This window comes from Pantoea sp. y20, assembly GCF_054903455.1.
The window spans coordinates 3447531-3459722 of the sequence record NZ_CM142816.1 but is presented as its reverse complement, the minus strand read 5'-3'; the positions used below and the strand labels follow the sequence as shown (position 1 = coordinate 3459722).

The window sequence follows — 12192 nt, the reverse complement described above, 5'->3', positions numbered from 1 at the left end:
GATGATCGACTTTTCAATTATCTGGTTTGCCATCATCGTGTTTGGCACCTTGATGTACATCGTGATGGATGGTTTCGATCTCGGCATTGGCTTGCTGTTGCCGTTCAATAAAGATCCCATCGAACGCGACATGATGGTTAATACCGTTGCCCCGGTTTGGGATGGCAACGAAACCTGGCTGGTGCTGGGCGGCGCGGCGCTGTATGGCGCGTTCCCACTGGCCTACTCGGTGTTGCTGGATGCGCTGTCGATTCCTTTGACGGCGATGCTGATTGGCCTGATCTTCCGTGGCGTAGCGTTTGAGTTCCGCTTTAAAGCCACGCTAGAACACCGTGCGTTCTGGGATAAGTCATTCATTGCCGGTTCACTGCTGGCCACCTTCAGTCAGGGCGTGGCCGTGGGCGCTATCCTGAATGGTTTCCCGGTGGTTGGCCGTGAATATGCGGGTTCAGCGATGAGCTGGTTAGCGCCGTTCCCGCTGTTCTGCGGCGTCGGTCTGGTCATCGCCTATGCACTGCTGGGTTGTACCTGGCTAATCATGAAAACCGAACACGATCTGCACCGTAAGATGTCTGCGCTGGCGACGCCGCTGACGCTGACGTTGCTGCTGGTGGTGGGCATTATCAGTATCTGGACGCCGCTGACGCACGCGGATATCGCGCAGCGCTGGTTCTCGCGTCCGAACCTGTTCTGGTTCCTGCCGGTTCCGGTACTGGTGGTGCTGTGTTCGTGGGGGATTGTGCGCGCCATCAAACGTGAAGCGCATTACTCGCCGTTCATCCTGACATTGGCGCTGATTTTCCTTGGCTTCTCGGGCCTCGGTATCAGCATCTGGCCGAACATCATTCCACCGTCAATCACCATCTGGCAGGCGGCGTCTCCGGCGAGCAGCCAGGCGTTTATGCTGGTGGGCGGCCTGCTGATTATTCCGGTAATTCTGGGTTACACCTTCTGGAGTTACTACGTGTTCCGCGGAAAAATCAAAGCCGACGAAGGATACCATTGATATGAAAACCTAGGTCAGCAACATGAAAACTCACTCTGAAACGAAGATTCCGTGGTGGAAGCAGGTGATGTGGCTGGTAGTCATTTACGGCGCAAGCGTGCTGGCACTCGGTGTGGTGGCATCACTGTTTCGTATGATGATGACGGCAGCAGGCATGCGTTCGCACTGAGCCCGCGCACCGCTTCAAGCAGTTGATATCACCGCAAGGTCGTCATTCGTGACGACCTTTTTTCTTTTCGTGCGCGATAAAAACGTTAGTAACCTAAGCAATTAATGCTTTTCCCGTTGCGCTACCTTTACTCTTCCTTACGTTGGTAATACGTTTTTGTTATATTTATGTGACGAATAACGCAAATTCATGACGTTAACCACCTCATTCGACTATCAAAATCATGCTCAGCCTGAATGTAAAAAAACAGTACATCAACGATCTGGTGGACTGGATAGAAGCGAACCTGACCGACGAGCTCAACATCGATCTGATTACCCTGAAATCCGGTTACTCCAAATGGCACATGCAGCGCATGTTCAAAGAGATGACCGGACAAACGCTGGCGTCCTACACGCGCAAACGTCGTCTGACCATGGCGGCGATGGCGCTGCGTCTGACCAGCATGCCGCTGATCGATATTGCGGTGCGCTTTGGTTTTGATAATCAGCAGAATTTTACCCGTGTGTTTAAAAGCCACTTCTCGATGACGCCGGGTGCTTATCGTCGCATTCCGGAAATGCTGATGAAGGATTTCCACAGCCGCATCTCCACGCAGCGTGAGTGGGTCAATGCGCGTCTGGCGCAGAAGCCGGAGATTCAGTTGTGTGGCGAAGTGATTGAGTGGGAATGCCGCTTCGGGGAATACATCGATCATCAAAATCATGTGGTGGCGCAGCATACGCGCGATTTCATCGCTTTTGCCGGTCAGCATGTGAACCGCGGCTGGCTGGGCTTTCAGTTCAGTCCGGGCGTGCATTCTGCCGACCAGCAACACATCAGCCTGTTCCAGGCGCTGGAGAGTCAATACGCCGACGTGCTGCCGCGTAACGTGCAGAACTGGACCGGCGAGAGGGGTTTGTGTGCGGAGATTGACTGGCACGGCGCGCCGGAAGAGATCAACGCGTTCACCGCGGAGATTTACTACAACCACTTGCCAGCGCTGGGCGTGGCACGCCGTGCGGGCAAAGATTTGCTTAAGCTGGATTTGAAATACAGCACGCCCGATCTGCTGCAAGGCACCTTCTATATTCCGGTGACGGATAAGTAATGCATAATTCGTGCGGTAAACCGTGACAAACCGCACGATTTTATAAACTCACTGGCGTAATAAGCGTAAAATTCTTCATCGAAACCTGATTGGCCGCGTAAATCACCAGCCGCCACACATCAGGCTGGATAATCACCTGCATTTCTGGTCCATTCCGGGCCGCTATAGTGAACAGACAAAAAAATTATGCGACTTCTACCGTTGTTCCTCATGACAGCGCTTGTAGCGTTTTCTTCGCTGGCAAGTGCACAAATGGCTGAGCCTTTTTCACCGCCGGGCGGACTGCATCCGCATCAACCGCATTGTGCGCAGCATGAAATTCTGGGCGACAATGTGCTGCCGAAACATAGCCAGGATGATGGCAGTTTCGTGACCTGCGGCAATCGCCAGGCGTAATCCGGTTTTAAAATCCGTGACCGCTGCAATCTAAGCGCGGTCTCGGCAGTCAAACGCATTTATGTATTGCGTAATAAATTGCGGCGCTCCACTTCCTGCTTGTCATTTGCACCTTATCCCTCACTGCTCTTCATCGTAGCGGCGCGATTTATCGCGCTGTTTTAACATGCCAATTTACCAATAGCATTTTTCGGCATTGCGTCGAAGATATATCATAACTATTCTCTCCCCATCAGATGAGAATGACTTTCACTATCTTTTAGGGAGACACTACTTGCAAACTCACCCTTCCAAACGCGCGCCACGTCGTGTGCGCAATGAACTGCGTTTCCGCCACATCAGCGTGGTCAGCAAGACGCTGATTGCCGGTGAATTCTGGCGCATTGTTTTCAACGGTAGCGATCTGGCCGGCTTCAACTCGCCATCGTTTGACGATCACATCAAAGTGTTCTTCCCGGAACATGCCGGTGCAGAGTTGGCGCTGCCGCAGATCACCGATGAAGGCATCGTTTGGCCGAATGGTGTGCGTCCTGCCGCGCGTGATTACACGCCGCTGGAATTTAACGGCGTCGATTCTCTGACCATCGATTTCTACATCCACGATGGCGGCGTTGCCAGCAGCTGGGCAAACCAAGCCAAAGTGGGCGATCAAATCGCGATGGGCGGCCCGCGCGGTTCGTTGGTGATACCGGCGGATTACGCCTGCCAGATTTACGTCTGTGATGAGACCGGTCTGCCCGCCTTTAAACGTCGTTACAGCGAAATCCAGGCGCAGGAAATTCACCTGCTGGCCTATGCCGATGAAGCCACCGGCCGCGATTATCTCGGTGATCTGCCAAATGTGCAGGTGAGCTGGTTGGGCAGCGGCACCATGCAAGCCGATAACCTGGCACCGATTAAGGCGCAGCTGGATAGGATTGCGCTGCCTGCCACTGAATACTTCATCTGGCTGACGGGCGAGGGCGAAGCGGCGAAACTGCTGAGCGATTACTTCACCCAGGGACGCGGTGCACATACCGATTTCGTGCGCGCCGTAGCTTATTGGCATCAGAAATAACGCCAACGCCGCGCGCGCTGCCGCCTGTGTTGAATTTTGCCAGGTGGCAGACTACTATCAACCTCCCTTAATTAGCGCTCAGGAAGGCAATGAAACAGCAGCGGGATTTTCCATGGCAGTCCGATCACGCACAGCGCACCGTCTGTGCAGGCGCACGCAAGAAGCGTCGGGAGCGGATGCTGGATGCCAGCGATATCCGATTGTTAATGCTGCACTTTCTCGCCATCAGCTCTGCGCACGGGTATGAGCTGATTAAATCGGTTGAAGAGCTCTCCAAAGGGGAATATTCACCCAGCCCCGGCATTATCTATCCCAACCTTACGTTGCTCGAAGAGATGGATGCGATTCGCGTGGTCGATGCGCAGGCATCGCGTAAAGCCTATGCGCTGAATGAAGGCGGCGAGGCGCTGCTGGCGGAGAATCGTGACAATGTGAATGCGATTATCGAGCGCTTAACCTCGCTGGCGATTTTGGTGAATAACCGCAGCATTCCGCAGGTCGAACAGGCGATTCATCTGATCAAACACACCTTGAATCATCGTCTGGCGCAGGAAGAGATTTCGGATGAGGCGCTGGAGATCGTGATCAGCGCGCTGCAGGAAGCGGCGGAAAAAATCGCTAAAAGTTAGCAGGTTGCCATGAATGACGACCTTAGGTGCGTGTACATCCGTTTATTCCGATAACGCACGAACCCCAAATCAACTCTTCTTCTTATCCACATGCCCTAACGCGCGATCCGGCCAGCAGACGTCGCGCACGCGCTGCTTCAGCGCTGCCGCATCCGGGAATCCGCCTTCCTGCTTACGCTCCCAAATCACCTGACCATCAATGGTAATCTCAAACACGCCGCCGGTTCCCGGCTGTAGCGTTACCGCTCTTAAATCCTCGGCAAAGGTATGCAGCAACTCCTGCGCCATCCAGGCGGAACGCAGCAGCCAGTTACATTGTGTGCAGTAATGAATGGTAATCGCTGGTTTTTGTGACATAACGTGTCTCATTTAGATAATGAAGTTAACAAAATGTGCGGTCCAAGATACATCTTAGCTTACTGCTAGTTGATAATGATTACCACTTGCATTACATTCCTTTCGACATCATTTATTACAAAAAATAAGTCCATAATTTTTGCGGTCTTTTAACCAAGGTCCGTACTTTCCGGCAGCAAGCAAGTGAGCGAATACTAACAATTAACCAGGTATTTCGCGCATGTCTTCACTCTTTCAGGGAACAGCCCAGCAACGTCTTTTCAAAGTTGCCATCTTATCTTCAGCTATTCATGCCGCTTGCAGCTTTGCCGCCAGCGATAGCACCAGCAATGGACCGGTTCTCACCGTCACCGCGCCAAAACAGCAGGCCGGCAATAAAACCACCATCACAGCACAAGAGCTGCAAAAACGCGGTGCGAACGATTTCGGTTCGATCATGCGTTATGAGCCGCTGATCAGCGCCACCGGATCCAGCGGCGGATCCTCTGCCGGTAAAAGCGGTTTCGACCGCGCGGGTTACACCGGTTACAACATTCGTGGTCTGGAGAGTAATCGCGTCGGCATGGATATCGACGGCATTCCGATTCCCGATGCCACCGGCCGCCCTTACGTCAGCCGCACCGGCAACAACACCTTTGGTATTGGCCGCGATTACATCGATCCCTACCTGTTCGGCAGCGTTGATATTGAGAAGGGCGCCACGGCGGTGGATCAGCCGAATACCTCGATTGGCGGTAACGTCTCGTTCCACAATAAAACCGCTGACGATTACCTTAGCAGCGACAAAAATACTTATTTCGGTTACCAGAGCGATTACGACTCATCGAATCGCAGCTGGCACAACGGCATCACCGCCGCTGCTGGCGATGATGAGCTGCGCGGCCTGTTTGTTTACAGCCGTCGCGATGGCCAGGAAACCCGCAACAACAGCGACGCGAAACAGGCTTATCCGGCCAACTGGCACTCTGACGCCTTTATGACGTCCGGGATCTGGCAGCCGAACGATCAGCACAAGCTGAGCGCTACCTTTGATTACTACCACAAAACCAACCACAGCCATTACGATACCTGGGACACCAGCGGCAACACCGTTTGGGGCACCGCGCAGCAGCAGAGCGATACGCGCCGCTGGGGCATCAATCTGGCGGATGAGTGGACGCCGTACAACGACTTTATCGATACGCTGACCACGCGCCTTTACTGGCAGCAAACTCAGGCGCACGACAATACCTATCTGCCGACCAGCGCCAGCCAGTACGGCTTTGTCTATTCCGATTTCAACGTCGATAGCTATGGCTTCGACACGCGCGGCACCAAAACGCTGGGCCGCCACGAGCTGAGTGCCGGTGTCAATGCGCGCCTCGACAACAGCGAGCGTCCGTTCCGCCAGGAGCCAGCGCCGAGCGCCTTTAGCGCCATCACCCAACCGCAGTCTGACAGCCGCACTTTTGCGGTGGCAGGATACCTGCAAGATAAGATCAATTTCGATCTTGATAGCCACAACTTCGCGGTCATCCCCGGCGTGCGCGTGATGTATCAAAGCACTAAGCCGAAAAATCTCGGCGATCTCACCACCGGCAGCACGGTGCTGACCGAAGAGCAGGTTGATGCGCTGTATGGCAAAACTAACTCCGATACGCAGGTGCTGCCATCGCTGACTTTCCAGTACGATTTAACGCCATCGCTGACCACCTATCTGCAATACAAACGCGGCGTGCAGTTCCCCACCACCAGCCAGCTGTATGGCTCATGGAACCTGGGTTCCAGCTATGCGGGTAGCGCGCAATATGCGCTGATTGGTAACACCGATCTGAAAACCGAAACCAGCAACAACTTTGAGTGGGGCCTGAAAGGCCAGGCGACAGAAGGTGTAACGGTCAACACCTCGGTGTTCTATAACCAGTACAAAAACTTCATCGCCTACACCCGCTATCGCCGCGCCACCAATCCGGAGATGTTCGTCAACGTTCCGAGCAACATCTACACCAGCTATCAGGCTGAAAACCGCGATAAGGCCTACATTTATGGTGCTGAGATATCCACCAAAGTGAATTACGGCACCTGGTTCCCGCAGGTCGATGGCCTGAGCAGCACCTTTGCGCTGGGCTATAACGAAGGTAAATCCAAGTCCAGCTACGCCGGTGACAAGTACATCGATCTCGATAGCGTCGCGCCATTGAAAGCGATTGTTGGCCTGGCGTGGGATGACAAAGCGCGCGGCTACGGCGCCGCGCTGACCGCCACCTTCGTGAAAGGCAAGCAGGCCACGGCGACCAACCGCGAAAGCTACACCAACACCGGCACGGCGATCACCGATTCCACCACGGAATATATGCGCGTGCCGGGTTACGGCATGGTGGATGCAACGGCTTACTGGCAGGCGACGAAAAACGTCAAGCTGAGCGGCGGTATCTACAACATTACCGATCGCAAATACTGGGATTACACCAGCAGCCGCACGCTGACCAGCAGCAACGCCCAGGAACGCAACGACATCAACCTGGCGGTGATGCCAGGCCGCACCTTCCAGTTGGGTGTGAACGTCGATTTCTAATCCCTTTTCGCCCTGCGGCAGCGCAGGGCATTTTCATGGAGCAAGGCAATGAACTCACGTTACGATCACTATCTGGCGCTGAAAGGCGAGCATCCGAAAAAGTACGCGCGCGATCTCGCCGCGCTGATGGGCATTGGCGAAGCGCAGCTGTGTGAAGCGCGTGTCGGCCAGGATGCAAAGGCGTTAAAAGCTGATTTCCCTGCGCTGCTGGCAGCACTGGCGGCGGTAGGTGAAACCAAAAGCATCACCCGCAATGAATATGCGGTTCACGAGCAGGTGGGCAAATATGAAAACCTGCACCTCGGCGAACACGCCGGACTAATTCTCAACCCGCGCGCGCTCGATCAGCGTCTGTTCCCGCATCAGTGGCACAGCGCGTTCTTCCTGCGTGAGCAGAGCGCCCACGGTGAACGTCAAAGCATTCAGATTTTTGATCGCCACGCTGATGCGGTGCTGAAAATCTACACCACTGAAAATACCGATCGCCCCGCGTGGGATGCGCTGATTGCGGCGTTTGTGCTGGAGAACGCGGCGGTGTTAGATCCTCAGCCCGCCAGCGCGTCGCAATACAGCAGGGCGGTTGATGCCAGCAAAGTGGAAGCCGAATGGCGCGCCATCACCGATGTGCATCAGTTCTTTGGTCTGCTGAAGCGCCACAACATCTCGCGACCGCAGGCGTTTCGCGCGGTGGCGGACGATCTGGCGCGTCAGGTGAGTAATGACTCGCTGGCGCAGCTGCTGGATCTGGCGCAGCAGGATGGCAACGAAATCATGATTTTTATCGGCAACCGTGGCTGCACGCAGATCTTCACCGGCGCGGTGCAGAAGCTGATGCCGATGGATAATTGGATCAACATCTTCAATCCCTCCTTCACGCTGCATTTGATGGCGGATCACATCAGCGAAAGCTGGGTGACGCGCAAACCGAGCGGCGACGGCTTTGTCACCAGCCTGGAACTGTTTGCCGCCGACGGCACGCAGATCGCGCAGTTGTACGGTCAGCGCAGCGAAGGCACGCCGGAGCAGGCGCGCTGGCGCGAGCAGGTGATGTCGCTGGAGGCGTTAGCATGAGAAAACTTCTGTTGCTGCTAACTGCGCTGGCGCTGCCTGCTGTTGCGGCCGAGCGGGTGATCTCGATTGGCGGTGACGTCACGCAAATCATCTATGCATTGGATGCGCAGCAGGATCTGGTAGCGCGCGACAGCACCAGTCAGCATCCGGCGCAGGCCAACAAGTTGCCGGATGTTGGTTATATGCGGCAGTTGAATGCCGAAGGGATTCTGGCGCTGAAACCGACGCTGGTGCTGAGCAGCGAGCTGGCAAAACCGTCGCTGGTGCTGCAGCAAGTGGCACAAGCTGGCGTAAAAGTGGTGGATGTCACCGGCAAAAACAGCCTCGACGCCATCGCGGAAAAAATCGCTACCATCGGCAAGGCGCTGCATCGTGAAGAGGAAGCCAACGCGTTGATTGAAAAGGTCAACAAGCAGCGCGCGCAGATCCCACAAAAACCTTTGCCGATCAAAGTGCTGTTTATCATGGCGCACGGCGGCATGCGCACTCAGGCAGCGGGGGCACAAACCGGCGCGGACGGCGCGATTCGCAGCGCGGGTCTGATCAACGCGATGGCAGCGGTGCCGCACTATCAGCAGCTGTCGCAGGAAGGCGTGGTTGCGGCGGCACCGGATTTGATCGTGGTGGGTGAAGATGGCCTGCGTACGCTGGGCGGCGAAGAGAAAGTGTGGTCGCTGCCCGGTTTGGCACTGACGCCAGCCGGTCAGCATCGCGCGTTGCTGGTGGTGGATGAGATGGCGCTGCTGAGCTTTGGCCTTGATACGCCGGGCGCGATTATCAAACTGCGCCACGCAGCCGAAGCGGCTTCCCCGTCATACTTCAAGCCGCAGGCGCGTTAGCTGCGTGTTCTTACCCCAGTCACTTACTTGTGTAAGCTCCTGGGGATTCGAACACTTGCTGCCGTCCTGCATCTTGAATTATTTAGGGGAAAAATATGGCGAATACATCCGTGATGCGCTGGCTCGGTTTGATGGCCATCTGCATGCTGATAGTGATGCTGATGGCGGCCAACTTCGGCGCGATGCCGCTTTCAATGCGCACTTTGTTGCGTGCGCCGCTCAGCGATATGGCGTGGCAAATCTGGATCAACATCCGTCTGCCGCGCGTGCTGCTGGCGGTGCTGCTCGGCATGGCGCTGGCGGTGTCCGGCGCGGTGATGCAGGGATTGTTTCGCAATCCGCTGGCCGATCCCGGTTTGCTCGGCATTAGCAGCGGAGCGGGTTTAGCGGTGGCGATATCGATCGTTATCCCGCTCGGCTTGCCGCCGCTGCTGGCGCTGTGGCTGCCAACACTCGCGGCCTTTGTGGGCAGTTTGGTGGTGACGCTGCTGATCTTCAGCTTTAGCCGTCTGGCGCTGGGTAATTTGTCACGCTTGCTGCTGGTTGGTATCGCCATCAATGCCTTATGCGGCGCGGCGGTCGGCGTGCTGTCGTGGCTGAGTAACGATCAGCAGTTGCGTCAGTTGGCGTTGTGGGGCATGGGCAGTTTGAGTGCGGCGCAGTGGCCGAGCCTGGCGGTGTGCGCGGTGCTGATTCTGCCGGCGCTGATAGCGATTCAGCTGCGCGCGCGTCGTCTCAATTTGCTGCAACTCGGCGAAGAGGATGCACATTACATGGGCATCGACGTTAAGCGTACGCAGCGTCAGCTGCTGGTGCTGAGCGCGTTGCTGGTAGGCACCGCCGTGGCGGTGAGTGGCATTATCGGCTTTGTCGGTTTAGTGGTGCCGCACCTGATGCGTTTCTGTCTCGGCAGCGATCATCGCTGGATGCTGCCCGGTTCGGCGCTGGCGGGCGCGATTTTGCTGCTGCTGGCCGATACGCTGGCGCGCACCGTGGTGGTGCCAGCGGAAATGCCGGTGGGCCTGTTAACCAGCCTGCTGGGCGGCCCGTGGTTTCTCTGGCTGATTCTGCGTGAGCAAAGGGGGATGAATGAGTGACTGCATGCAGGCGCGCGGGCTGCGATTTAGCCACGGCTCACGCGCGTTGATCGACGACGTTTCCCTGACTTTGCAGCCTGGCGAAATGATCGCGCTGATCGGCCCCAACGGCGCGGGGAAATCCACGCTGCTGCGCTTGCTGACCGGCTTTCTCACGCCGCAAGCGGGCGAGTGCTGGCTCGGCGATCGTCCGCTAAACAGTTGGCCGCGCGAACCGCTGGCGCAGCGCCGCGCGGTGATGCGTCAGCAAAATAGCGTGAGTTTTCCGCTGCCCGCCGCCGATGTGGTGGCGATGGGCCGCGCGCCCTGGCCGCGCGCTCAATCCAAAGCGGTGATTGACGAGGTGATGCACATTACCGGCAGCCTTGAGCTGGCACAGCGCGATTATCGATCGCTTTCCGGTGGGGAACAGCAGCGCGTACAGCTGGCGCGCGTGCTGGCTCAGCTGTGGCACGATGACGGGCCACGCGGCTGGCTGTTTCTCGACGAACCCACTTCCGCGCTGGATCTGTTCTGGCAGCAGCACAGTTTGCGTTTGCTGCATCGTCTGACGCGCAACGGACGCTTCAGCGTCTGCACCGTGCTGCACGATCTTAACCTCGCGTCGCTGTGGTCGGATCGCGTGCTGTTACTGCATCAGGGCAAGCTGGTGGCGGAAGGCGCACCCAATGAGGTGATGACCGAACACACGCTGACGCGCTGGTATCAGGCGGAGTTGGATGTGGTGATGCAGGATGAGAAGGGCAGACCGCAGATTCAACTGCGTGCCTGAAACCGTAGCGGCGCGATTTATCGCGCTCTGTGAAAAGACGCGCCATAAATTGCGCCGCTACGTAATGTGCGATTATCTGCAATCGACGATCAATCTGCCGCGTACTTTACCGGCCAGCAGCTGCTCGGCACCTTCGCGCGCTTCGCTCAGCGGAATCACCTTGGTTAACTGCTGTAGCAGGTCGCCATCCACCAGTTCCGCCAGGCGCTGCCACGCCTGCTGCCGCAGCGGTTTTGCACACATCACGCTATCCACGCCCGCCAGCACCACGCCGCGCAGGATGAACGGCGCGACGCTGGTCGGCAGATCCAAACCTTGCGCCATGCCGCACGCCGCGACCACGCCATCGCGCTTGATGCCCGCTAACACATTGGCCAGCGTGTGACTGCCGACGCTATCAATCGCCGCCGCCCAGCGCTCTTTCGCCAGCGGTTTGCCCGGCTCGCTCAGCTCTGCGCGATCAATAATCGACGTCGCGCCCAGCGTGTTGATCAGGTAATCGCTATCGCTGGCGCGACCGCTGGAAGCAATAACCTCATAGCCGAGACGTGCCAGCAAGCTGACGCTGAAGCTGCCAACGCCGCCGCTCGCGCCGGTGACTAAAACCGGGCCGTGCTGCGGCGTGATGCCCTGTTTTTCCAGCGCCAGCACGCACAACATGGCGGTGAAGCCCGCGGTGCCAATTGCCATGGTTTGTAGCGGGCTGAGTGCGGCCGGCACTTTTACCAGCCAGTCGCCCGAGACGCTGGCTTTCTGCGCCAGTCCGCCCCAATGCTTTTCGCCTACGCCCCAGCCGGTGAGTAGCGCCACATCGTCCTGCTGCCATTCAGCATGGCGACTGCTGATCACCCGACCAACAAAGTCGATGCCCGGCACCATCGGGAATTGCCGCACAATCGGGCCTTTGTTGCAGATGGCGAGCGCGTCTTTGTAGTTGAGCGTGGAGTAGCTTACTTCGAGGGTGACATCCTGATCGGGCAGTTGTTTTTCTGACAGATCTTTCAGGGATGTGCGATATCCCTGTTCATCATTTTCAATGACCAATGCCTTGAACATGCAGCCTCCGGCTGGTTGAGGAAAGTGGGGGTATAGTACTCCTTTTTTGCCCTCACCCTAACCCTCTCCCACAGGTGGGACAGGGAACTGATCCAGCAT

At 56.8% G+C, this 12192-nt stretch carries 14 protein-coding genes; 11 read left to right on the top strand and 3 right to left on the bottom strand.

Annotated elements, in window-relative coordinates; translation table 11 throughout:
- Position 1: 1 nt before the first annotated feature.
- From cydB to ACYAC5_RS16000, 3 genes are all read left to right on the top strand, one after another.
- A complete protein-coding gene (cydB, locus tag ACYAC5_RS16010) occupies positions 2-1006 on the top strand; it encodes a cytochrome d ubiquinol oxidase subunit II (protein WP_064738586.1) in 1005 nt (334 codons plus the stop codon).
- Positions 1007-1028: 22 nt separating this feature from the next.
- Entirely contained in the window at positions 1029-1175 is a 147-nt protein-coding gene (locus ACYAC5_RS16005) for a DUF2474 domain-containing protein (RefSeq protein ID WP_462062012.1), read from the top strand.
- Between the two features lie 223 nt (positions 1176-1398).
- Positions 1399-2265 carry a helix-turn-helix domain-containing protein gene (locus ACYAC5_RS16000; protein WP_192412078.1) on the top strand — a complete coding sequence of 289 codons (867 nt, stop codon included), beginning with the start codon at positions 1399-1401 and terminating at the stop codon, positions 2263-2265.
- Positions 2266-2460: 195 nt separating this feature from the next.
- Here ACYAC5_RS16000 and ACYAC5_RS15995 read toward each other — a convergent pair whose 3' ends face one another.
- Entirely contained in the window at positions 2461-2517 is a 57-nt protein-coding gene (locus ACYAC5_RS15995; RefSeq protein WP_137386906.1) for an SEC-C metal-binding domain-containing protein, read from the bottom strand.
- On the opposite strand from ACYAC5_RS15995, the gene ACYAC5_RS15990 reads away from it, so the two are divergent.
- The 3 genes from ACYAC5_RS15990 (at position 2518) to ACYAC5_RS15980 (ending at position 4347) form a co-directional block, all read left to right on the top strand.
- Positions 2518-2661 (top strand): hypothetical protein, encoded by a 144-nt coding sequence (locus ACYAC5_RS15990; RefSeq protein WP_167391184.1) that lies wholly within the window; start codon positions 2518-2520, stop codon positions 2659-2661.
- A gap of 274 nt (positions 2662-2935) precedes the next feature.
- Entirely contained in the window at positions 2936-3718 is a 783-nt protein-coding gene (locus ACYAC5_RS15985) for a siderophore-interacting protein (RefSeq protein ID WP_462062011.1), read from the top strand.
- A gap of 89 nt (positions 3719-3807) precedes the next feature.
- The gene (locus ACYAC5_RS15980) at positions 3808-4347 is read left to right on the top strand and encodes a PadR family transcriptional regulator (RefSeq protein ID WP_137386436.1); all 540 of its coding nucleotides are present in this window, start codon (positions 3808-3810) and stop codon (positions 4345-4347) included.
- A 69-nt stretch (positions 4348-4416) separates the two neighbouring features.
- Here ACYAC5_RS15980 and ACYAC5_RS15975 read toward each other — a convergent pair whose 3' ends face one another.
- Positions 4417-4704, bottom strand: coding sequence for an Rdx family protein (locus ACYAC5_RS15975; RefSeq protein WP_462062010.1), 288 nt, complete (start codon positions 4702-4704; stop codon positions 4417-4419).
- A gap of 220 nt (positions 4705-4924) precedes the next feature.
- Between ACYAC5_RS15975 and ACYAC5_RS15970 the strand changes: the two genes are divergently transcribed.
- The 5 genes from ACYAC5_RS15970 (at position 4925) to ACYAC5_RS15950 (ending at position 11037) form a co-directional block, all read left to right on the top strand.
- A complete protein-coding gene (locus tag ACYAC5_RS15970) occupies positions 4925-7258 on the top strand; it encodes a TonB-dependent receptor domain-containing protein (RefSeq protein WP_462062009.1) in 2334 nt (777 codons plus the stop codon).
- A 48-nt stretch (positions 7259-7306) separates the two neighbouring features.
- Positions 7307-8329, top strand: a complete 1023-nt coding sequence (locus tag ACYAC5_RS15965; RefSeq protein ID WP_280172051.1) for a hemin-degrading factor — start codon at positions 7307-7309, stop codon at positions 8327-8329.
- Positions 8326-9168: a heme/hemin ABC transporter substrate-binding protein gene (locus tag ACYAC5_RS15960; RefSeq protein ID WP_101761893.1), complete on the top strand. Its 843-nt coding sequence runs from the start codon at positions 8326-8328 to the stop codon at positions 9166-9168. The genes ACYAC5_RS15965 and ACYAC5_RS15960 overlap by 4 nt, the downstream gene beginning before the upstream one ends.
- Positions 9169-9263: 95 nt before the next feature.
- Positions 9264-10265, top strand: a complete 1002-nt coding sequence (locus tag ACYAC5_RS15955; protein ID WP_192412072.1) for a FecCD family ABC transporter permease — start codon at positions 9264-9266, stop codon at positions 10263-10265.
- Positions 10258-11037 carry a heme ABC transporter ATP-binding protein gene (locus ACYAC5_RS15950; protein ID WP_101761895.1) on the top strand — a complete coding sequence of 260 codons (780 nt, stop codon included), beginning with the start codon at positions 10258-10260 and terminating at the stop codon, positions 11035-11037. Before ACYAC5_RS15955 ends, ACYAC5_RS15950 begins: the two co-directional genes overlap by 8 nt.
- A 72-nt stretch (positions 11038-11109) precedes the next feature.
- Here ACYAC5_RS15950 and acuI read toward each other — a convergent pair whose 3' ends face one another.
- Positions 11110-12093, bottom strand: a complete 984-nt coding sequence (gene acuI / locus ACYAC5_RS15945; RefSeq protein ID WP_110868031.1) for an acrylyl-CoA reductase (NADPH) — start codon at positions 12091-12093, stop codon at positions 11110-11112.
- Positions 12094-12192 lie beyond the last annotated feature (99 nt).

What these genes read in the sequence shown, in the direction of transcription:
- cydB (WP_064738586.1), top strand. Translation starts at nt 2, where the DNA reads ATGATCGACTTTTCAATTATCTGGTTTGCCATCATCGTGTTTGGCACC.
- ACYAC5_RS16005 (WP_462062012.1), top strand. Translation starts at nt 1,029, where the DNA reads ATGAAAACTCACTCTGAAACGAAGATTCCGTGGTGGAAGCAGGTGATG.
- ACYAC5_RS16000 (WP_192412078.1), top strand. Translation starts at nt 1,399, where the DNA reads ATGCTCAGCCTGAATGTAAAAAAACAGTACATCAACGATCTGGTGGAC.
- ACYAC5_RS15990 (WP_167391184.1), top strand. Translation starts at nt 2,518, where the DNA reads ATGGCTGAGCCTTTTTCACCGCCGGGCGGACTGCATCCGCATCAACCG.
- ACYAC5_RS15980 (WP_137386436.1), top strand. Translation starts at nt 3,808, where the DNA reads ATGAAACAGCAGCGGGATTTTCCATGGCAGTCCGATCACGCACAGCGC.
- ACYAC5_RS15975 (WP_462062010.1), bottom strand. Translation starts at nt 4,704, where the DNA reads ATGTCACAAAAACCAGCGATTACCATTCATTACTGCACACAATGTAAC.
- ACYAC5_RS15970 (WP_462062009.1), top strand. Translation starts at nt 4,925, where the DNA reads ATGTCTTCACTCTTTCAGGGAACAGCCCAGCAACGTCTTTTCAAAGTT.
- ACYAC5_RS15965 (WP_280172051.1), top strand. Translation starts at nt 7,307, where the DNA reads ATGAACTCACGTTACGATCACTATCTGGCGCTGAAAGGCGAGCATCCG.
- ACYAC5_RS15960 (WP_101761893.1), top strand. Translation starts at nt 8,326, where the DNA reads ATGAGAAAACTTCTGTTGCTGCTAACTGCGCTGGCGCTGCCTGCTGTT.
- ACYAC5_RS15955 (WP_192412072.1), top strand. Translation starts at nt 9,264, where the DNA reads ATGGCGAATACATCCGTGATGCGCTGGCTCGGTTTGATGGCCATCTGC.
- ACYAC5_RS15950 (WP_101761895.1), top strand. Translation starts at nt 10,258, where the DNA reads ATGAGTGACTGCATGCAGGCGCGCGGGCTGCGATTTAGCCACGGCTCA.
- acuI (WP_110868031.1), bottom strand. Translation starts at nt 12,093, where the DNA reads ATGTTCAAGGCATTGGTCATTGAAAATGATGAACAGGGATATCGCACA.